The sequence below is a fragment of the Vibrio sp. 5S239 genome, from assembly GCF_041439575.1.
GTDB lineage: Bacteria > Pseudomonadota > Gammaproteobacteria > Enterobacterales > Vibrionaceae > Vibrio > Vibrio kanaloae.
On the sequence record NZ_JBGOOM010000003.1, the window covers coordinates 150,350 to 171,432 of the forward strand.

Below are 21,083 nucleotides of genomic sequence, written 5' to 3' on the forward strand. Positions count from 1 at the left end.
TAGTTAACAAGGCTAACTAAATATCTAAATTATTTACTTCAAAGCTTTATTTAATAATAGGTTTAGCTGCTGAGATTCTTGCTCAGACAAACGACTTTCCAGTATCTGTGCCATGACCTGATAGATCTTACTTTCTTCTTCCAAGCCAACTTCCGCTTTACTGGTCAGTACCACTAACTTAGATCTCGCATCTTCGAGCGAAGCTTTACGCTCCACAAGCCCCTTTCTCTCTAGCCTTTGAACCATAGTGGTTGCTGAAGGCTTGGTCACCTGCATCTCAATCGCCAGGTCAGTCAATCGGATCGGTTCAGGAGAGGCTTGTATGACCTTCAAATAGTCATACTCATTGAAGCTCAATTGACAAATAGGATCTTCATTTACCTGAGTGCGCCATATCTTAGAGGCGAAGCGCTCAATCTTTTCTAAATTCTGGTTCAGCATACTCACCTAATCAAAGAATAGCATTTAGTTAGCAAGACTAACTATTTTAGTATTGTTTAAATAAAAAGCAATCAAAACGAGATGAAGATCATAAAAATGAGCATAAAAAAACCGCTGACAGGCAGCGGCTTTTCGGAATCAAAATGTGTTGCTTACTTAGCATTAGCTTCTTCTTCGGCCTCAGCCAGCTTAACTTGCGCTAAGTGCTCAGCTTTAAGCGTGGTGAAGATACGGCTTAACTCTAAGAAAGAGTAACGATGTTCTACGTATTCATACACGTTAAAAGAAACCGCTAACTTGTACAAAGAGATAGCATTCGCGTAGTCACCATTCATATGGTAACGCTTAGCAAGATAGAAGTACGTCTCTGTTAGGCGCTGCGCTAGTAACGTGTTATCACGAGTACCGGTTAAGATCGCCTTGAAAGCCTGCTCTTCAGTAATGTCATCAAGCATAATCGCGACTAATACCCAGCCCCACTGCTCATCACGGCTCTCGTAACGTTTTTGCAAATCAAGCTTAGCTTGCTCTGGCGTTAGCTCATGCTGAATGATGTACAACCACAGAGCGCGAAACGGATCGCTAGGGTCATCGGCGTAGTGCTTCATCATCTCTTCATTGGCTAAGTCGTAACGCTCGCCATAGTAAAGCGCGATAGAGCGGTTTCTTTCTGCGTAAGAGTTTGCAGGATCAAGCTCTAACGTAGAATCAAAAGATTCATAAGCGGCATCAAACTCCCCTACCTGTGTAAAGTAAACACCCAAAAGATTGAAGATATCAGGTTGAGCAGGGTTCAATGAAAGAGACTGGTTGAAATCAAGACGCGCGAGATCACGCAGGCCAACACTGTCGTAGTAGTTACCTCGTTCAAACAGCATCTTAGCTCGAACTTCATCGTTCAAATCTGGGCGCTGTAATAACTGACTAAGACGTGCAATTTGAACTTCTTGCTGAACGCTTGGTTGCAGTGGCACAGCCATCGGTGGATAAACCCAACGTGAGTTGTTATCTGATGTTGTCGCACAACCTGTTAGTACAAGCAGTAAACACATACTCGCGGTTTGAAACCATTTCACAAATAATTACTCCTGTTATGACCGCAATAAAAAAAGGGGAGCGATATGCTCCCCTTTATAACATGCTTTTTTACCAATGGGTTAGAAATCACTAAAAAGCGATATCACCATCGACACACTGAGAATTACTCAGCAGCAGGTGCTTCGCCTTCAGCTGGCGTTTCAACTGCTTCTTTCATGCTTAGACGTACACGGCCTTGACGGTCAATTTCAAGAACCTTAACTGGTACTTCTTGACCTTCAGTTAGGTAGTCAGACACTTTCTCAACGCGCTTGTCAGCGATTTGAGAGATGTGTACTAGACCATCTTTACCTGGAAGGATAGTAACGAATGCACCGAAGTCAGCTAGACGAGCAACTTTACCTTGGTAAATGCGGCCAACTTCAACTTCAGCAGTGATCTCTTCGATACGACGGATAGCTTCTTTAGCAGCTGCGCCTTCAGTAGCAGCAATCTTGATTGTGCCATCGTCTTCGATTTCGATTGTAGTACCCGTTTCTTCACAAAGAGCACGGATAACTGCGCCGCCTTTACCGATAACATCTTTGATCTTATCAGAGCTGATTTTCATTGTGTGGATACGTGGAGCGAATTCAGAGATATCTTCACGAGCACCAGAGATAGCTTCATCCATTACAGAAAGGATGTGCTTACGTGCACCTTGCGCTTGGTTAAGTGCAATTTGCATGATCTCTTTAGTGATACCTTCGATCTTGATGTCCATTTGAAGTGCAGTGATACCAGCGTTAGTACCTGCTACTTTAAAGTCCATATCACCTAGGTGATCTTCGTCGCCAAGGATGTCAGAAAGAACAACGAAATCGTCGCCTTCTTTAACAAGACCCATTGCGATACCCGCAACAGAAGCTTTGATTGGAACACCAGCATCCATAAGCGCTAGAGATGTACCACATACAGAAGCCATTGAAGAAGAACCGTTAGATTCTGTGATTTCCGATACAACACGAACTGTGTATGGGAATTCTTCAACAGAAGGCATTACTGCTTGGATACCACGTTTAGCAAGCTTACCGTGACCAATTTCACGACGCTTAGGAGAACCAACGAAACCAGTTTCACCTACACAGTATGGAGGGAAGTTGTAGTGTAGAAGGAAGTTGTCTTTCTTCTCACCCATTAGGCTGTCGATGATTTGAGCATCACGTTGTGTGCCAAGCGTTGCAGTAACAAGTGCTTGAGTTTCACCACGAGTGAATAGAGAAGAACCGTGTGTACGTGGAAGAACACCAGTACGTACGTCTAGCGCACGAACCATGTCTTTTTCACGGCCATCGATACGTGGGTTACCAGCGATGATGCGGCTACGTACTACGTTTTTCTCTAGAGAACCAAGCATGCCGCGGATTTCGCGCTCATCTAGGTTTTCGTCTTGTGCAATTAGAGCTTCAACAACGTCGTTCTTGATTGCGCCAACTTGCTCGTAACGCGCCATTTTTTCAGTGATCTGGTACGCGTCGGATAGACGAGTTTCAGCAAGTTCAGCAACTTGAGCTTTAAGCTCAGTGTTAACTGCTGGTGCTTCCCAGTTCCAAGCTGGAGTTGCGACTTCAGCAGCAAACTCGTTGATTGCTTTGATTACAACTTGTTGTTGGTCGTGACCGTAAACAACCGCTGAAAGCATTTCTTCTTCAGATAGGTTATCTGCTTCAGATTCAACCATAAGTACTGCGCCTTCTGTACCAGACACAACTAGGTCTAATTTAGAGTTTTCAAGCTCAGTATTTGATGGGTTAAGAACAAGTTCGCCGTCGATGTGACCAACACGTGCAGCACCGATAGGACCATTGAATGGAGCACCAGAGATAGCAAGTGCAGCAGACGTTGCGATCATAGTGATCATGTCTGGGTTTACGTCAGGGTTGATAGAAACAACCGTAGCGATAACTTGAACTTCGTTTTTAAACGCACTTGGGAAAAGTGGACGAATTGGACGGTCAATAAGACGAGCAGTTAGCGTTTCACCTTCAGATGGACGACCTTCACGCTTGAAGAAACCACCAGGGATTTTACCCGCAGCGTATGTACGCTCTTGGTAGTTAACTGTTAGAGGGAAGAAATCTTGACCCGCAACAGCTTCTTTCTTAGCAACAACAGAAACGAATACTGATGTATCGTCCATCGTTGCCATTACAGCAGCAGTAGCTTGACGTGCCATTACGCCCGTCTCTAGAGTAACGGTGTGGTTACCGTACTGGAACGATTTTACAACTGGTTTTTCAAACATTGTATATCCTTAGCTCTAAAGTCATAACTTTAGATTAAGTGAATAATGACTCAAGATATTACCAATCGCGACTAGTGAAAAGGGACTTAGGATGGTGACTCTTTGTATGTGTTCATACGCCGAATTAAAACCAAATCCGCCTTTGAATAGTCGCGACCTATTGGCCGACATCTGTGACTGTAATCTCTTGAGAGGGTTGATTGCCAAACGTTGAAAACGCTTTAGCCGGGCGTAGTATAAACTATTTTTATTAGGAGATATATTTCCTATCAGAAAAAGCCAGATGATATTCTGAGCATCTGGCCAAACATTTTCTTACAGACACAAAAAAAGGAGCACAAATGCTCCTTTTCTTCAAACTGTCTTCGCAGACATCGCTATTAGCGACGTAGGCCTAGACGCTTGATTAGGTCTTGGTAACGAGCAAGGTTTTTGCCTTTCAAGTAATCAAGAAGCTTACGACGGCTAGAAACCATACGTAGTAGACCACGACGGCTGTGGTGATCGTGTTTGTGTGCTTTGAAGTGACCTTGTAGGTGGTTGATAGAAGCAGTAAGTAGTGCTACTTGTACTTCTGGTGAACCTGTGTCGCCTTCAGATTGTGCGTATTCTGCAACGATTGCTGCTTTAGTTTCTGCATTCAGAGACATAATTCTCTCCTGATAAGAGTAAGTTTATATTTGTAGCAGCCAATCTCTGATTCAGCCGCTACGCGAGCCGAGGATTATAGGGAAGTTTGTCAGTTGGTGCAATAACAATCGAACCCATTAAAAACAAAAAAGCGAACCACCTATATTAGGCGTTCGCTTTCTATTTTATTTGCTCGTTTTTCAAGAAAAACTACTAAGGTCTGACGCGACTTAATCGCTACGCTTGTGGCTCTTCATCTCTGAAAACAACCAAACGCTTCGGTGCAACTCGGCCATCTTCAGCAATCTGAGCAACGCCAACAAACAGCTTCTCTTCACCACTGGTCATTCGAACCGTGCCTTCAGTTGGCGATCCAGAAACCTGAACGGGCATACCGTGCTGGACTAAGTCAGTCAGTTCCGCATTCAAATTTACTTCTGGTAAGTCTTCAACAGCAGTGTCCATTGGCATCAGCAGTGGATCAAGCAATTCTTTAGGGGCAACTTCTTGCGCCTGTGCTTGCTCTAGGATCTCGTTTAACTGCTCCAAAGTCACCATACGCTCATAGGGGTACTTTGCTACACCAGTGCGACGAAGCATGGTCACGTGAGCACCACAACCTAACATTTCACCAAGATCGTCGGTAATTGTGCGAATGTAAGTGCCTTTCGAACAATGTACTTCCATTTCAACTTCATCACCTTCAAAGCGAAGCAGTTCAATAGAGTAAACCGTGATCTTACGAGACTCTCGAGGCACTTCAATGCCTGCGCGAGCATATTCGTACAAAGGCTTACCTTGATACTTCAATGCTGAGAACATTGATGGGATTTGGTCAGTTTCACCTTTGAAGCTTGCAATGCAACGCTCAAGCTGCTCTTGACTCACATTCACTTCACGCGTTTCAACTACTTCACCATCAGAATCTGAGGTGTTGGTGCGCTCACCAAGCTTGGCTATCACTACGTAGCGCTTGTCAGAATCTAGCAGAAACTGAGAAAACTTCGTTGCTTCGCCAAGACAAATTGGCAGCATACCAGTCGCAAGAGGATCCAGAGCACCGGTGTGCCCTGCTTTCTCTGCAAAGTAAATACGTTTTACTTTTTGCAGTGCATCATTAGATGAAATACCTGTCGGCTTATCTAACAGAATTACCCCGTTAATTGGGCGACCTTTACGACGGCGAGCCATTACTCTTCGTCCTTAGACTGAGTTTCGTCAGTACGACCAGCTTCTTCTTGCTTACGCTTGTCGTCACTTAGTACTTCACTCACTAAGTTAGACATGCGCATGCCTTCAACCAAAGTGTTGTCGTAAGTAAAGCGAACTTCAGGTGTTAAGCGGTGACGAATACGTTTACCTAGCATCATACGTACTGGTACTTCGTGCTCTTTAAGCGCAGCTAAACAAGATTCAGGTGTCTGCTCACCGATACATAGGAAAGTCACGAACACCTTTGCGTAAGCAAGGTCACGAGACACTTCTACGTCTGAAATCGTTACCATACCGATACGTGAGTCACGAACTTCACGTTGTAGGATAAGAGCAAGTTCTTTTTGAAGCTGCTGGGACACACGTTGTGTGCGGCTAAATTCTTTTGACATTTTCTTTTCTCACTTAGAAAGATGGGGGGCTTGGTAATTACCAGCCCCCCATGGTGTATTCAACAACCGATTACTTATTACCTTTACTAGTAGTAATGTTAGTAACCTTAGTCAATATGTCGAGTCGTACAGACTGATTAGTCTAGAGTACGTTTAACCTCAACGATTTCGAATACTTCGATCTGGTCACCAACGCGAACGTCGTTGTAGTTCTTAACGCCGACACCACACTCGTAACCATTCTTAACTTCTTGAACGTCATCTTTAAAGCGACGAAGTGACTCTAGTTCACCTTCGTAGATAACAACGTTTTCACGAAGTACACGGATTGGGTTGCTACGCTTAATCGTACCTTCAGTAACGATACAACCAGCGATTGCGCCAAGTTTAGGCGACTTAAATACGTCACGAACTTGTGCAAGACCAATGATCTCTTGACGGAATTCAGGAGCAAGCATACCGCCCATCGCCTGTTTAACTTCGTCAATCAGTTGGTAAATGATTGAGTAGTAACGTAGATCTAGGTTTTCATTCTGAACCGTGTTACGCGCAGTTGCGTCAGCACGAACGTTGAAACCAAGGATGATAGCGTTAGAAGCTGCTGCAAGCGTTGCATCAGTTTCAGTAATACCACCAACACCAGAACCTACGATGTTCACTTTAACTTCGTCAGTTGACAATTTCAGTAGAGAGTCGGCAATCGCTTCTACAGAACCTTGAACGTCAGCTTTAAGTACAACGTTAAGCTCAGCTACTTCGCCAGCCGTCATGTTCGCGAACATGTTCTCTAGTTTCGCTTTTTGTTGGCGAGCTAGTTTAACATCACGGAATTTACCTTGACGGTAGTTCGCAACTTCACGTGCTTTACGCTCATCACGTACAACAGTCGCTTCGTCACCTGATGCAGGTACGCCAGAAAGACCTAGAATTTCTACAGGGATAGATGGACCTGCAGTTTCGATGTCTCTGCCGTTCTCATCGCGCATTGCACGAACACGGCCGTACTCTTGACCACAAAGAACGATGTCGCCTTTGTTTAGAGTACCAGACTGTACTAATACTGTTGCAACTGGACCGCGGCCTTTATCAAGACGGGATTCAACAACAACACCTGAAGCCATGCCTTCTTTAACCGCAGTAAGCTCAAGAACTTCAGACTGAAGAAGAATTGCTTCTAGAAGACCATCGATATTTGTGCCCTGTTTTGCAGAGATGTGAACGAAGATATTCTCGCCGCCCCACTCTTCAGGGATAACGTCGTATTGAGCCAGCTCATTCTTAACGTTGTCTGGGTTTGCACCCTCTTTGTCGATCTTGTTCACAGCAATAATCAGAGGAACGCCTGCCGCTTTCGCGTGCTGGATTGCTTCGATTGTTTGTGGCATTACGCCATCGTCTGCTGCAACAACAAGTACAACGATATCTGTCGCTTGAGCACCACGAGCACGCATAGCAGTAAACGCCGCGTGTCCAGGAGTATCAAGGAACGTAATCATACCATTGTCAGTATCCACGTGGTAAGCACCAATGTGCTGTGTGATACCGCCAGCTTCGCCAGAAGCAACGTGTGCTTTACGAATGTAATCCAGTGTTGAAGTTTTACCGTGGTCAACGTGACCCATGATAGTTACAACAGGAGCACGACCTTCTGCGATAGCATCGCTATCACGGTCAGCTAGTACTGCTTCTTCTAATTCATTTTCTTTACGAAGGATAACCTTGTGGCCCATCTCTTCAGCAACAAGCTGCGCTGTTTCTTGGTCAATCACTTGGTTGATAGTCGCCATAGCGCCCATCTTCATCATCACTTTGATAACTTCAGTTGCTTTAACTGACATTTTGCTTGCCAGTTCAGAAACAACGATAGTCTCGCCGATAGCAACGTCAGATTTAGCAACAGTTGCTGATTTATCGAAGCCTTGCTGCATTGAAGTTGGTTTAGCAAGTCTACCTTTACCACCACGACCACGTTGGTTACGACCACCACGGTTATTACCTGGCTGGTTAGCCGGAGCCGCTTTCTTCTTACGACGACGAGGAGCTTTCTCATCTTTTTTATCTGCTGCATCTTCGGCTTCACGAGCGTAAGTAGAAGTCGTCAAATGGTAATCCGCAGATTTCTCTTGCTCTTTCTTCTTCTTCTCTTCTTCAGACCAGCGTTCTTGGTTTTCTTCAGCTAACTTACGAGCTTCTTCAACAAGCTTAGCTGCTTCAGCTTCTGCTTTACGAGTTGCTTCTTGCTCTTGACGAGCTTTAAGTTCATCCGCTTCTTTTTTCGCTTGTGCGTTAGCGTCTGCATTTTTTGAATTCATGTCTTTTTTAGCCTTTTCAGCTTGTGCGCGTTGAGCCTTCTCTTCAGCATCACGTTTTGCATCCGCTTCACGTTTAACTTTTTCTTCGGCTTCGCGCTGTGCTTTCTCTGCAGCATCACGTTTCGCTTGCTCTTCAGCATCGCGTTGTGCTTTCTCTTCCGCTTCACGATTAGCTACTTCCTCAGCTTCACGTTTCGCTTCATCTTCAATAGTGCTGCGTTTCACGTAAGTACGCTTTTTACGTACCTCGACTTGAACATCCTTACTCTTACCGCCTCCAGCGGCAACACTTAGCGTGCTGCGGGTCTTGCGTTGAAGAGTTAAACGAGTCGGTTCTGTTTCGCCAGAAGTATCGCCGTGCTCCTTTTTAAGGTGCGTTAGCAATGTTTGCTTCTCTGAATCAGTCACTTGATCCGACCCTGCTTTCTTCATGCCTGCATCAGCAAGTTGTTCAATTAAGCGGTCAACTGGCGTACCAATCTCTTCACTCAGTGCTTTAACTGTTAATTGTGTCATACCGCTTTCTCTCCTTGCTGAATTATTCTTCGTCGCCGAACCAACAGATGTTACGCGCAGCCATAATTAGCTCGCCTGCACGCTCTGCAGTTAGGTCTTCGATGCCTTCTAGTTCATCAACGCCTTGGTCAGCTAGGTCTTCCAATGTCGCAACGCCTTTTGCTGCTAGCTTATAAGCCATTTCACGCTCAAGACCTTCAAGTGCAAGTAAATCTTCAGCTGGCTCGACACCGTCGAAAGTTTCTTCTTGCGCTAGCGCTAGAGTAGTCAGTGCGTCTTTTGCGCGGTTACGTAGTTCTTCAACAATGCCTTCGTCTAGACCATCTACTTCAAGAAGCTCGTTCACAGGAACGTATGCTACTTCTTCAAGCGTAGAGAAGCCCTCTTCAACAAGCATTTGAGCAAAGTCTTCTTCAATATCTAGATGCTTCATGAAGTTTTCAATAGAAGCAACTGCTTCTTCTTGGTGCTTCTTCTGAAGATCTTCGACAGTCATGACGTTCAGTTCCCAACCAGTTAGTTGAGATGCTAGACGTACGTTTTGACCACTACGACCGATAGCTTGCGCTAGATTGTCAGCTTCAACCGCGATGTCCATTGAATGTGTATCTTCATCTACGATAATAGAAGCAACATCAGCAGGAGCCATAGCGTTGATTACGAATTGTGCCGGGTTATCGTCCCAAAGCACGATATCGATACGTTCACCGCCAAGATCGTTAGAAACAGCTTGTACACGTGCCCCACGCATACCAACACACGCACCAACAGGGTCAATACGTTTGTCGTTTGTTTTCACAGCGATTTTAGCACGAGAACCAGCGTCACGTGCAGCACCTTTAAGTTCAATTAGCTCTTCACCAATCTCAGGTACTTCAACACGGAATAGTTCAGCTAGCATTTCTGGCTTCGAACGAGTAACGAAAAGCTGGAAGCCGCGAGCTTCTGGTTTCACTGCGTATAGAAGACCACGAACACGATCACCTGGACGGAAGTTTTCACGAGGAAGTTGGTCATCACGAAGGATTACCGCTTCTGCGTTATTACCAAGGTCTAGAATAATGGTATCACGGTTAACTTTCTTAACTGCGCCAGTTACTAGCTCGCCTTCGTTATCAATAAACTGTTCAACAATTTGAGCACGCTCAGCTTCACGTACTTTTTGTACGATAACTTGCTTAGCTGTTTGAGTCGTAATACGGTCAAACGTTACTGATTCGATATCATCTTCGATGAAACCGCCAAGTTCGATCTCTGGATCATCGTACTTTGCAGCTTCAATAGAGATTTCTTTTGTTGGAAACTCAACTTCCTCAACAGCTTCCCAACGGCGGAAAGTTTCGAAATCACCCGTTTTACGGTCAATCTCAACACGAACTTCAATTTCTAGTTCGCTTTTCTTTTTTGTTGCCGTAGCAAGCGCGATTTCAAGCGCTTCAAAAATACGCTCACGAGGAACTGCTTTCTCATTAGAAACAGCTTCTACTACCGCCAAAATTTCTTTGTTCATTAATCTAGCCTCTTAAGCTCTTCTCTCTAGGAGAACTAAAATTTAGGGATCAGGTTAGCTTTCGCAATATTGCTAAGGACGAATTCTTCTTCTTGTCCTTCTACCAATACTTTCACTGTCTCGCCTTCGATAGATTGGATGTTACCTTTCCATTTACGACGGTTGCCGACAGCCATTTTTAAAACGATGCTTACCTCGTGACCAATAAATTGTTGGTAATGCTCTGCTTTGAACAATGGTCTTTCTAAACCTGGTGAAGACACTTCAAGGTTATAAGCCACTGAAATTGGATCTTCAACGTCCATTACGGCACTGACTTGGTGACTAACTTCAGCACAATCATCTACATTGATACCGTTTGGTGAATCGATGTAAATACGTAGCGTTGAGTGCTCACCAGCACGAATAAATTCTAATCCAACTAACTCATAACCTGATGCTGCTACTGGAGCGTCAAGCATTTCAGTAAGTTGTCTTTCTAAACCAGTCATTTAACCACTCCAGAAACAAAAAAAGGGCTCAAAGCCCAATTTAAATTCCAAGCAAATATTATCTAAACGCATTTACAAATGCTTAGATAACAAAAAACCCCGTATAAGCCGGGGTTTTTATTGCTGGACCCTTATATGCTAAGAGTTATCATATTAGATATTCACTTAGCTCACAGTGAGGTTCACACTGTGCAAACTTGCCACCAACACATGCTACATTATAGCATTGAAAATTGGTTGCGGGAGCCGGATTTGAACCGACGACCTTCGGGTTATGAGCCCGACGAGCTACCAAACTGCTCCATCCCGCGTCCGACTTGTGAGCATTATACGCCCAACAAGATGTTTTACAAGTTTGTAAACATGGTGCCGAGAGAGGGACTCGAACCCTCACACCCTAAGGCACTAGCACCTCATGCTAGCGTGTCTACCAATTTCACCATCTCGGCATCAAATCTTTACAGATTATTGTGGAATTTCGTCGCCTTGCGTCGGAACTTCACTCACTGCATCTTCAGCTTGTTGAATTACCTGACCTTGGGTCGGGTCAATCCACTGAGACTCAGTTTTATGTGTAGACATATTACCAAGTACTAAGCTAAGGATAAAAAATGTAGTTGCAAAAACTGCAGTCATTCGGGTAAGGAAATTTCCTGAGCCACCAGCACCAAACACAGTGTTTGAAGCGCCAGCACCGAAAGAGGCTCCCATATCTGCGCCTTTACCTTGTTGAATCAACACTAGGCCAATTACACCAAGCGCTGCCAACAGGTAAATCACAAGTAGAACTGTAAACATTTTTCCACCTATGTTCCTAATTGTTGAGCCAGCGCCGTTCAAAAAATACTTTCATGAACAAGGCTAGCGGCCTCCTAACTGAAGGCCGAGCAATACTAGCGAATGCAGCGTGGCCTGACAAGAGGATTTTTCCAAAAAATAAGTCTTTACCAAGTGAGTGGTCAAAAAAAGGCCAAAAGCGACACTAAACACACTCAGGTCCCTTTAGCCCCTATATAACTCAACCATTTCTAATAACAGGGAACACTCAGTACGCCTGTTAAAGTTAAGGCTGATTAGCAGTTAGCTTTTACTGCATCAGCAATCTTAAGTGCAGATGATTGAACAAGTTCAGCGTCTTCACCCTCGACCATCACGCGCAGTAAAGGCTCTGTGCCAGACTTACGAAGTAGTACACGACCTTTCTCACCAAGTTCAGCTTCCACTTCAACCACAGCCGCCTTAACCGCTTCTGCTTCTAGTGGGTTTGAGTCTCCGCTGAAGCGAACATTTTCGAGAACTTGAGGGTATAAAGTCATACCTTGAGAAAGTTCATTCAATGTCATATTACTGTCCACGACTGATGCTAGTACTTGCAGGGCAGCAACAATAGCATCACCCGTAGTTACTTTATCCAACAAGATAACGTGACCAGAGTTTTCAGCACCGATTTTCCAACCTTTAGCCAGAAGCTGCTCCATTACATAACGGTCACCGACAGCGGCACGTACAAATGGAATACCTAGCTGCTTAAGGCCGTTTTCCATACCAAGGTTTGTCATTAATGTACCAACAACGCCCCCCTTCAGCTCACCACGACGCAATGCATCACGAGCAATGATGTAAGCGATTTGGTCGCCATCTACCTTGTTACCGAGTTCATCAACCATAATGATGCGGTCGCCGTCACCATCAAAACCAAGCCCTAAAGCCGCTCCCTCTTCAAGTACTTTAGCTTGCAGCGCTCTAACATCTGTTGCGCCTACTTCGTGATTGATGTTGGTACCGTTAGGCTCAACACCAATCGCAATCACTTCAGCACCAAGCTCTCTGAATACAGCAGGAGCAATATGGTAGGTCGCGCCATGTGCACAATCGACAACGATCTTCATTCCAGCAAGCGTCATCTGATTTGGAAATGTACTCTTACAAAATTCAATGTAACGACCAGCCGCATCGTTTAGACGTACTGCTTTACCCAGCTCAGAAGAATCAACACACTCAATGTCTTTATCTAGTTCTGCTTCAATGGCCAATTCAATATCGTCAGGCAACTTTGTACCTTCCGAAGAGAAAAATTTAATGCCATTATCGTAATATGGGTTATGTGACGCAGAGATAACTATCCCAGCTTCCGCACGGAATGTTTGTGTTAGGTAAGCAACAGCCGGGGTCGGCATAGGGCCTGTAAAGGTCGCCTGAAGACCGGCTGCAGCAAGGCCTGCCTCTAAAGCTGATTCAAGCATGTAGCCAGAAATACGAGTATCTTTACCAATGATTACTTTCTTTGTCCCCTGTTTCGCAAGAACACGTCCCGCAGCCCAGCCAAGCTTCAGAACAAAATCAGGGGTAATCGGGTATTGGCCTACCTTGCCACGCACACCATCTGTTCCGAAGTAACGTCTTTTATCTGACATGTGGATTTTCCTTAATTATTATTAGTGATTGTTATTCATCACTTCGATTATCTTCATCGCTTCTAACGTGTCTTCAACATCGTGAACGCGAATAATTTGAGCCCCTTTCATTGCAGCGATAGTCGCGCAAGTGACACTAGCGACCATACAATCTGCTGGGGCTTTGTCTAGTAGCTTAAAGATCATCGATTTTCTCGACATCCCCGCTAAGACTGGCAACCCAAGCGTGTGAAATTTTTCAAGGTGCGCTAATAGGTGGTAATTATGCTCAATGGTTTTACCAAAACCAAAACCAGGATCCAGAATCAGCTGCTCTTTTGATATACCAACAGCCTCACAAGCCTCTACCCTTTCTTTTAAGAACGCTTCGACATCCGTTAGGACATCATCGTAATTTGGGTTGGCTTGCATGGTTCTTGGCTGACCTTTCATGTGCATCAGGCAAACTGGCACATTAGCATCGGCGGCAACTTGTAAAGCTCCGGGGGCTTGCAATGCGCGCACATCATTGATCAAATCAGCCCCCGCTTCAACAGCCTCGCGCATCACTTCCGGTTTACTGGTATCAATAGAGATCCAAACATCAAATTTAGCGCGAATTGCTTTAATTGTAGGAATCACCCGGGAAAGCTCTTCTTCTAGGGAAACGTCAGGTGCTCCTGGGCGAGTCGATTCACCACCAATATCAATAATGCTCACGCCAGCTTGGATCATTCGTTCTGCTTGCAGTAAGGCATTATCTAATGAATTGAATTTCCCACCATCAGAGAAAGAATCAGGGGTGATATTGAGGATGCCCATTACATGTGGGCGGTCTAAAACAAGAGTTTTATTGTTTGCTTTTAATATCATGAAATGCAGCTCTTAAAAAGTAAAACACTTAAGGCTATAAACAGAAAAACCCTGAGCATAGTCAGGGTTTTAATTTATAGATTAGTGATTAAGAATCTTTGTTTTGAGCATCATCTGATTCAGACTTAACTTCTTCAACTTTCGACTCTTCAGCTGTTGCTTCTTCTGATTTCGCTTCAGGTTTAGCTTCTTCCTTTGCAGGTTCTGCTTTCGCCTGATCACCCCAACCAGCAGGCTCACGAATGTCGTCTTTACGTTCCATCAAGTCATCAATCTGACCAGCATCAATCGTTTCAAACTTCATTAGCGCATCTTTCATCGAGTGCATGATATCCATGTTCTCTTCAAGAATTTGCTTCGCACGAGCATAGTTACGGTCGATTAGGATACGAATCTCTTCATCGATCAGCTTAGTAGTATCGTCAGAAACATGTTTCGCTTGGCTCATACCGCGACCTAGGAAAACTTCGCCTTCTTCTTCAGCATATAGAAGAGGGCCCAGTTTTTCAGAGAAGCCCCACTGCGTAACCATCTTACGAGCAATATCAGTTGCACGTTCGATATCGTTAGACGCACCAGTCGAAACTTTGTCTTTACCATAGATAAGTTCTTCAGCAAGACGACCACCGTACAAACTAGAGATCATTGACTCTAGATGTTGGCGAGACATGCTTATGCGATCTTGCTCGGGGAGGTACATAGTTACACCAAGCGCACGACCACGTGGAATGATTGACACCTTGTACACAGGATCGTGTTCAGGCACCAAACGACCAACAATTGCGTGACCCGCTTCATGGTAAGCCGTTGACTCTTTCACTTCTTCAGACATAACCATCGAACGGCGCTCGGCACCCATCATGATTTTGTCTTTCGCAAGTTCAAACTCAACCATAGATACATTACGCTTGTTACCACGAGCAGCAAATAGCGCCGCTTCGTTAACAAGGTTCGCTAGATCTGCACCAGAGAAACCTGGAGTACCACGAGCAATCAGAGATGGTTCAACATCACCTGATAATGGAACTTTACGCATGTGTACTTTAAGAATCTGTTCACGACCACGTACATCAGGTAGACCAACCACAACTTGACGGTCAAAACGACCCGGACGAAGTAATGCTGGGTCAAGTACGTCTGGACGGTTAGTCGCAGCAATAACAATAATACCCTCGTTACCCTCGAAGCCATCCATCTCAACCAGCATTTGGTTCAGCGTTTGTTCACGTTCATCATGACCACCACCAACACCAGCGCCACGTTGACGACCTACGGCATCGATTTCATCGATAAAGATGATACATGGTGCAGCCTTCTTCGCTTGTTCAAACATGTCACGTACACGAGATGCACCAACACCAACGAACATTTCTACGAAGTCAGAACCTGAAATAGTAAAGAAAGGTACTTTCGCTTCACCTGCAATCGCTTTTGCAAGCAATGTCTTACCAGTACCTGGAGGACCAACCAACAGAATACCTGTCGGGATCTTACCGCCTAGTTTTTGGAAACGACTAGGGTCACGAAGGTAGTCAACAAGTTCTTTAACGTCTTCTTTTGCTTCGTCACAACCTGCAACATCAGCAAACATCGTTTTAATTTGTTCTTCGCTCATCATACGAGCTTTGCTCTTACCGAAAGACATCGCGCCTTTACCGCCGCCACCGCCTTGCATTTGACGCATGAAGAAAATCCATACACCAATCAGTAAGATCATTGGGAACCATGAGATGAAGATAGTGCCAAGCAGGCTCTGCTCTTCAGGTGGTGTACCCTGAACTTTTACGTTTTGATTAATTAAGTCATCAAGTAGCTTTTGATCATAAACAGGCATGTAAGTTACATACTTAGCACCACCGCCACGACGTGTGAAAGTGATTTCGCTGTTATTGAACTGTGCGTCTTGAATCTGGCCTTGGCCAACTTCCTGTACAAACGTGGTGTAATCTACTGTTCTGCCGTTACTTTCCCCAGGGCCAAAGCTCTGGAATACCGACATCAACACTACAGCGATAACAAGCCACAGAATTAAATTTTTTGCCATGTCACTCAAGGTGTCAGCCTCTCGATAACTAATTGTAATTAAAGGTAGGGTACTACAGTTTGTAACCTGTAGCCATATTGTTAACTCTAACTCTTAGAAGAGAATCGTTAACCTTTGTAACCAGTGGCTACGATAAACACTTCACGAGATCGAGCTCGAGAAGAGTCGGGTTTTCTAACTTTGACTGTTTTAAACATCTCACGGACGTCCTTAACATATTGATCAAACCCTTCGCCTTGGAATACTTTTACAACAAAACTACCATTGGTAGCTAGAACTTGTCGACACATATCCAAAGCTAATTCAACTAAATACATAGCTCGTGGCTGATCCACAGAATTATTACCTGCTATGTTAGGCGCCATATCTGACATCACTACGTCGACCATGTTTGGCTGTATACGTTCCAGTAGAGCTTCTAGCACAACATCTTCGCGGAAATCGCCTTGTAAGAAACTAACCCCAGCAATAGGGTCCATTGGCAATAAGTCACACGCAATGATTTGTCCGCTGTCTCCCGCAATCTTAGCAGCATATTGAGACCAACCGCCAGGTGCGGCCCCCAAATCCACAATAGTCATCCCTGGAGACATCAATTTATCTTTCGTCTGAATCTCTTCCATTTTGAAATAAGCACGCGAGCGATAACCTTTTTTTCTTGCTTCGTTTGCGTACTTGTCGTCGAAGTGCTCCTTCAACCAACGGCCTGAACTCGCCGAATGTTTCTGTTTACTCATTGGATACCTAAATTAGAGGAAAGTACTAATTACTGAATAAATTATAGTCTTCAGCTTTAGATGGCGTTAAAATAGGTTTTTTCAACCCTAATAGTAAAGAAAATTGGCCGCGTAATGAACCTAAGTACCAAACAAAAGCAGCATCTAAAGGGCCTAGCTCACAGTTTAAAACCTGTTGTGCTAATGGGCGCAAATGGACTTACTGAAGCTGTTCTAGCGGAAATCGAATTAGCTCTAGACCACCACGAACTGATCAAAATTAAAGTTGCATCAGAAGACCGTGAGACTAAGCAACTGATTATCGACGCCATTGTACGTGAATCTAAAGCTGAGAAAGTACAGACTATCGGTAAGGTTCTAGTACTGTTCCGTCAGTCAGAAGCACGTAAAATCGAGATTCCACGTAAATAAGTTAGCGATATAATAAGCTAGCATCACAAAGAAAGATCTACTGCTCTTATCTTTTAGTGTAGCGTGAGAAACGAAAAAGGTCGCATTAAGCGACCTTTTTACTTATCAGAAACAAAGAAAATTCAATTAGATATATTCTACTTTGTCGATTTCGAAGTCTTTGTCACCTCCAGGGGTGGAGATTATTACTTCGTCGCCTTCCATTTTACCGATAAGGCCACGAGCAATTGGCGATTTCACAGAAATGCGACCCGTTTTGATGTCTGCTTCGTCTTCTGAGACGATTTGGTAGCGGAACTCATCATCTGTATCCACATCGATAAGCGTCACTGTCGTACCAAAGATAATCTTGCCCGTATTATCCATTTGCGTTACATCGATGATCTGAGCCAGCGATAGCTTGTATTCGATATCACGGATTTGAGCTTCACAAATACCCTGCTCTTCACGAGCCGCGTGATATTCAGCATTCTCTTTTAGGTCACCTAGTTCACGTGCTTCACCAATAGCTGCTGAGATAACAGGGCGTAGCTTAAGTAGGCGATCTAATTCGTCACGTAGCTGCTGAGCGCCACGTACTGTCATTGGAACCTTTTCCATTTTTTACCTCTATGCCAAAGCTTTCTTTGGCCAACATAAATCCACCCAACGTATTTACTGGGTGGTAGAAACAAAACGATATGGCTTAGTGTAAACAAACTTGATAGCTAAATCATCTTTATTCAACTTTGCATTATAAAAGCTTTATCTAAGTCTAAATTACAGGCATCACAAAAATCAATACTAATCTCCCGACCAACAAATCGGAGATAAAATACCTAAAAATAACAAAAACAAACCAAATAAACACAGATCACACTTCAACTAAAATTATTTTAAAACAACAATTTAAATAACAAAAAAACCAATAAAACAGCGTTCAGTATTTTTATTGATATCATTTTACTAACGAAGCATTGAACTTTAAGGGTAAAAAGAACCCCATGAATTGCTCTAGTAAGTTTTGCACTTTTGCTCTAAGCATGATTATGAAGCTTGATTAATACGAGCAATACACAAAAAGGATTCAAATCCTTGATAAATACCTTTATGGACAGTAATTAGGAATTAATAACATGAATAACAAGACTCTGATCGCTCTAGCAGTAGCAGCAACAGTATCAGCCGGCGCAAATGCAGCAAACGTATACAGCCAAGATGGCACAGAACTAAACGTTGGTGGTCGCGCGGAATTCCGTGGTGATTTCATTGGTAACGGCGGAGAAGAAATTGAAGGCACAATGGCTAACAACAGCCGTTTCCGTCTTAACGTTGGTGGTACTACAGAAATCAATGAATCACTAAGCGGCTTTGGTTTTTACGAAGCAGAGCAAACAGTAAACTCTTCTAGCGACAATGATGCGAATTCTGACTTCAAACAACGTTACATGTTCGCAGGTCTTCAAGGTAACTTCGGCGCAGTATCATTCGGTCGTCAAGATACAGCGGCAGTACAAATCTCTCAAATGTCTGACGTAACGACATTTACTGGTGCTCAAAAAGAATTCATCAGCGCTGGTAACGAGCAAATCAACAACACAATCCTTTACACTGGTAACTTTGTTGATGCTCTAACAGTAAAAGCAAGTTTAGTTGCGGGTGAAGAAAAAGACACTGACGCTTACGGTGTTTCTGGTATCTACACTCTACCAATGGGTCTAGGCTTCGGTCTTGGTTACTCTGCTGGAGACAATGGCGAAGGCAACGGTTCTGGCGACGCTATCATCGCAGGTGTAAACTACACTCTTGATTCTCTATACTTGGCGGGTACATACACTACTGGCGAAGCAGACGATAAAGACAAATCAGATTTCAACGGTATGGAATTCTCTGCAGTATACGGCTTTGGTAACGGCTTCTCTTTAATGGGTGCTTACCAAAAAACGGATCTAAAAATTAATGGTACTAAAGAAGATCAAAGCGATTTCTTCGAAGTTACTGGTGACTACCGCTTCAACAAAAACATTAACGCTTATGTTGCTTACCAATTAAATAACCTAGATAGCCAATACTCTCAGATTGCTGGCAAGAAAATCGAAGGCGAAGATACTCTACGTCTAGGTCTAAAATACGCATTCTAATGTGTTAACAAACACTCTGTTTGTTATATAAAAACCAAAGGTCTAGCAAAAATGCTAGACCTTTTTTATACCTCACCAAATTCACCACCTTTAAAGCACGCAGCCAAAGTAATTCCACCTTTACATTGAAATTTCACCCACATACGTGACCTTTGAGCCTCACTACGATAACTTAGCAATAGTTTTAGAACGGTTCTCATATTGGAATAAAAATGACTAGGTTTTATATACTTATCGTATCCTTACTATCGTGCTCTGCATTTGCCTACGCTCCTTTAAGTAAACTGCCCGCTGGCAGTAGCACAAGTTTAATCTTAGGATCTCTAAGTGGCGATTTAAATGAAATGGATATCGACAGTGGTGGCTTTTATCCACCAGCTAGCACTTTAAAACTGGTCACGGCTTTGGCGGCTAAATTAGAATTAGGGGATGACTTTCACTATACGACTAGCATTTCTCGTTCTAGTAAGGATGCAGTGATCTCATTTAGCGGAGACCCAACGCTACAGCGAGAGGATCTAAAAAGCCTGTTAGCTCAATACGCTAAATCTCAATCCGGAACCATCACGGGCAACTTATACCTAGATAACTCGGCTTTTACGGGCTATCAACGAGCGGTTGGTTGGCCTTGGGACATTCTAGGCGTTTGTTACAGCGCGCCTTCTAGTGCAATGACGTTAGACAGCAACTGCGCACAAGCCTCTATTTATACGAAAGATAACGGTACCACACGAGTATATATCCCAGCTCATTATCCGATAGACGTGACAACCACCGCAGCCACCGTAACTCGCTCAGGGCAGAAGGCCACACAATGCGACTTAGAGCTCATTACTACTCCAAACAATACTTACAAGCTTTCTGGTTGCTTGGTTGAACGTAAGAAGCCATTACCACTCAAGTTCGCGATTCAAAACCCAGAACTTTACACCTATCAAGTCGTCACTTCGCTTCTTAAAGAGCTGAAAATCCAAGTTAAAGGCGACGTAATTATTGGTAAAAAAGCTAAAGTAAACAAAACCATATTAGTCGCGAGTCACCGTTCTGAAAAACTTCCAGAACTGCTCGATACCATGCTGAAGAAATCAGACAACCTCATCGCAGACAACCTAACCAAAACGCTTGGTGCAACGTTTTATGTCCAGCCCGGTAGCTTTAATAATGGTACTGAAGCAATAAAACAGATATTGCAGACCAAGGCCAACATTGACCTAAGCAAAGAGCAGTTGGTCGATGGTTCAGGGTTATCGAGGAATAATCGCATGACCTCACAAACCATGGCTCAGGTTCTGCGTTACATCTGGGATAATGACCAACAGCTCAACCTGATTGAGGCTATGCCTACATCGGGCACTGATGGAACGCTCAAATACCGTCAAAGCATGAGAAAAGCACCTACCCAAGGCAACATCATTGCCAAGAGTGGATCTCTATACGGCAGTTACAACATGGCGGGATACGGATTAGATCAGGCGGGAAAACCAAACTCTCTGTTTGTGCAGTTTGTCCGTGATTACTTCCCTGAAGAACAGAATCCAGACAAACCAGTAGAAGCGCCGATCACTCAGTTTGAACGTGCTTTCTACAAAGATGTGGTCGAGTTCAGTCAAACACAAAGCAAATCTAAGTAATGCGTAGTTCTGTGTAAGCATCTACTTAAACAATAAAAATGGCGCTGA

18 protein-coding genes and 2 tRNA genes are annotated in these 21,083 nt (G+C 43.9%); 3 read left to right on the forward strand and 17 right to left on the reverse strand.

What is annotated here, in order from left to right; all coding sequences use genetic code 11:
- Nucleotides 1-33: 33 nt before the first annotated feature.
- The 16 genes from ACED48_RS04225 to rlmE form a co-directional block, all read right to left on the reverse strand.
- Complete coding sequence (locus ACED48_RS04225) at nucleotides 34-441, reverse strand: MarR family winged helix-turn-helix transcriptional regulator (protein WP_017056675.1); 408 nt, start codon at nucleotides 439-441, stop codon at nucleotides 34-36.
- Nucleotides 442-593: 152 nt separating this feature from the next.
- Nucleotides 594-1,517 (reverse strand): lipoprotein NlpI, encoded by a 924-nt coding sequence (gene nlpI / locus ACED48_RS04230; protein ID WP_017056674.1) that lies wholly within the window; start codon nucleotides 1,515-1,517, stop codon nucleotides 594-596.
- Between the two features lie 125 nt (nucleotides 1,518-1,642).
- The gene (gene pnp, locus ACED48_RS04235; protein ID WP_017056673.1) at nucleotides 1,643-3,763 is read right to left on the reverse strand and encodes a polyribonucleotide nucleotidyltransferase; all 2,121 of its coding nucleotides are present in this window, start codon (nucleotides 3,761-3,763) and stop codon (nucleotides 1,643-1,645) included.
- Between the two features lie 380 nt (nucleotides 3,764-4,143).
- Nucleotides 4,144-4,413: a 30S ribosomal protein S15 gene (gene rpsO, locus ACED48_RS04240; protein WP_010436144.1), complete on the reverse strand. Its 270-nt coding sequence runs from the start codon at nucleotides 4,411-4,413 to the stop codon at nucleotides 4,144-4,146.
- 217 nt (nucleotides 4,414-4,630) lie between these two features.
- A complete protein-coding gene (gene truB, locus ACED48_RS04245) occupies nucleotides 4,631-5,584 on the reverse strand; it encodes a tRNA pseudouridine(55) synthase TruB (protein ID WP_017056672.1) in 954 nt (317 codons plus the stop codon).
- Nucleotides 5,584-5,997, reverse strand: a complete 414-nt coding sequence (gene rbfA / locus ACED48_RS04250; RefSeq protein ID WP_017056671.1) for a 30S ribosome-binding factor RbfA — start codon at nucleotides 5,995-5,997, stop codon at nucleotides 5,584-5,586. The genes truB and rbfA overlap by 1 nt, the downstream gene beginning before the upstream one ends.
- Before the next feature lie 137 nt (nucleotides 5,998-6,134).
- Nucleotides 6,135-8,825, reverse strand: a complete 2,691-nt coding sequence (gene infB, locus ACED48_RS04255) for a translation initiation factor IF-2 (RefSeq protein WP_017056670.1) — start codon at nucleotides 8,823-8,825, stop codon at nucleotides 6,135-6,137.
- A 22-nt stretch (nucleotides 8,826-8,847) separates the two neighbouring features.
- Entirely contained in the window at nucleotides 8,848-10,335 is a 1,488-nt protein-coding gene (nusA, locus tag ACED48_RS04260; RefSeq protein ID WP_017056669.1) for a transcription termination factor NusA, read from the reverse strand.
- 35 nt (nucleotides 10,336-10,370) lie between these two features.
- Complete coding sequence (gene rimP / locus ACED48_RS04265) at nucleotides 10,371-10,826, reverse strand: ribosome maturation factor RimP (RefSeq protein ID WP_017056668.1); 456 nt, start codon at nucleotides 10,824-10,826, stop codon at nucleotides 10,371-10,373.
- 234 nt (nucleotides 10,827-11,060) lie between these two features.
- Nucleotides 11,061-11,137: transfer RNA gene (locus ACED48_RS04270), tRNA-Met, on the reverse strand.
- 53 nt (nucleotides 11,138-11,190) lie between these two features.
- Nucleotides 11,191-11,275, reverse strand: a tRNA-Leu gene (locus tag ACED48_RS04275).
- Between the two features lie 16 nt (nucleotides 11,276-11,291).
- On the reverse strand, nucleotides 11,292-11,624 hold the full coding sequence (gene secG / locus ACED48_RS04280) for a preprotein translocase subunit SecG (RefSeq protein WP_004734504.1): 333 nt from the start codon (nucleotides 11,622-11,624) through the stop codon (nucleotides 11,292-11,294).
- Between the two features lie 275 nt (nucleotides 11,625-11,899).
- Complete coding sequence (gene glmM / locus ACED48_RS04285) at nucleotides 11,900-13,240, reverse strand: phosphoglucosamine mutase (protein ID WP_017056667.1); 1,341 nt, start codon at nucleotides 13,238-13,240, stop codon at nucleotides 11,900-11,902.
- Nucleotides 13,241-13,261: 21 nt separating this feature from the next.
- Entirely contained in the window at nucleotides 13,262-14,092 is an 831-nt protein-coding gene (folP, locus tag ACED48_RS04290; protein ID WP_017056666.1) for a dihydropteroate synthase, read from the reverse strand.
- An 88-nt stretch (nucleotides 14,093-14,180) separates the two neighbouring features.
- Nucleotides 14,181-16,136, reverse strand: coding sequence for an ATP-dependent zinc metalloprotease FtsH (ftsH, locus tag ACED48_RS04295; protein WP_017056665.1), 1,956 nt, complete (start codon nucleotides 16,134-16,136; stop codon nucleotides 14,181-14,183).
- 107 nt (nucleotides 16,137-16,243) lie between these two features.
- Nucleotides 16,244-16,873, reverse strand: coding sequence for a 23S rRNA (uridine(2552)-2'-O)-methyltransferase RlmE (rlmE, locus tag ACED48_RS04300; RefSeq protein ID WP_017056664.1), 630 nt, complete (start codon nucleotides 16,871-16,873; stop codon nucleotides 16,244-16,246).
- A 114-nt stretch (nucleotides 16,874-16,987) separates the two neighbouring features.
- Between rlmE and yhbY the strand changes: the two genes are divergently transcribed.
- On the forward strand, nucleotides 16,988-17,284 hold the full coding sequence (gene yhbY / locus ACED48_RS04305; protein WP_004734509.1) for a ribosome assembly RNA-binding protein YhbY: 297 nt from the start codon (nucleotides 16,988-16,990) through the stop codon (nucleotides 17,282-17,284).
- Between the two features lie 126 nt (nucleotides 17,285-17,410).
- Here yhbY and greA read toward each other — a convergent pair whose 3' ends face one another.
- Nucleotides 17,411-17,884 (reverse strand): transcription elongation factor GreA, encoded by a 474-nt coding sequence (gene greA / locus ACED48_RS04310; RefSeq protein ID WP_017056663.1) that lies wholly within the window; start codon nucleotides 17,882-17,884, stop codon nucleotides 17,411-17,413.
- 515 nt (nucleotides 17,885-18,399) lie between these two features.
- On the opposite strand from greA, the gene ACED48_RS04315 reads away from it, so the two are divergent.
- Both ACED48_RS04315 and dacB read left to right on the forward strand, forming a co-directional pair.
- On the forward strand, nucleotides 18,400-19,404 hold the full coding sequence (locus tag ACED48_RS04315; RefSeq protein ID WP_017056662.1) for a porin: 1,005 nt from the start codon (nucleotides 18,400-18,402) through the stop codon (nucleotides 19,402-19,404).
- A gap of 212 nt (nucleotides 19,405-19,616) precedes the next feature.
- Complete coding sequence (dacB, locus tag ACED48_RS04320; protein ID WP_050546271.1) at nucleotides 19,617-21,035, forward strand: serine-type D-Ala-D-Ala carboxypeptidase; 1,419 nt, start codon at nucleotides 19,617-19,619, stop codon at nucleotides 21,033-21,035.
- The last annotated feature ends 48 nt before the right edge of the window (nucleotides 21,036-21,083 follow it).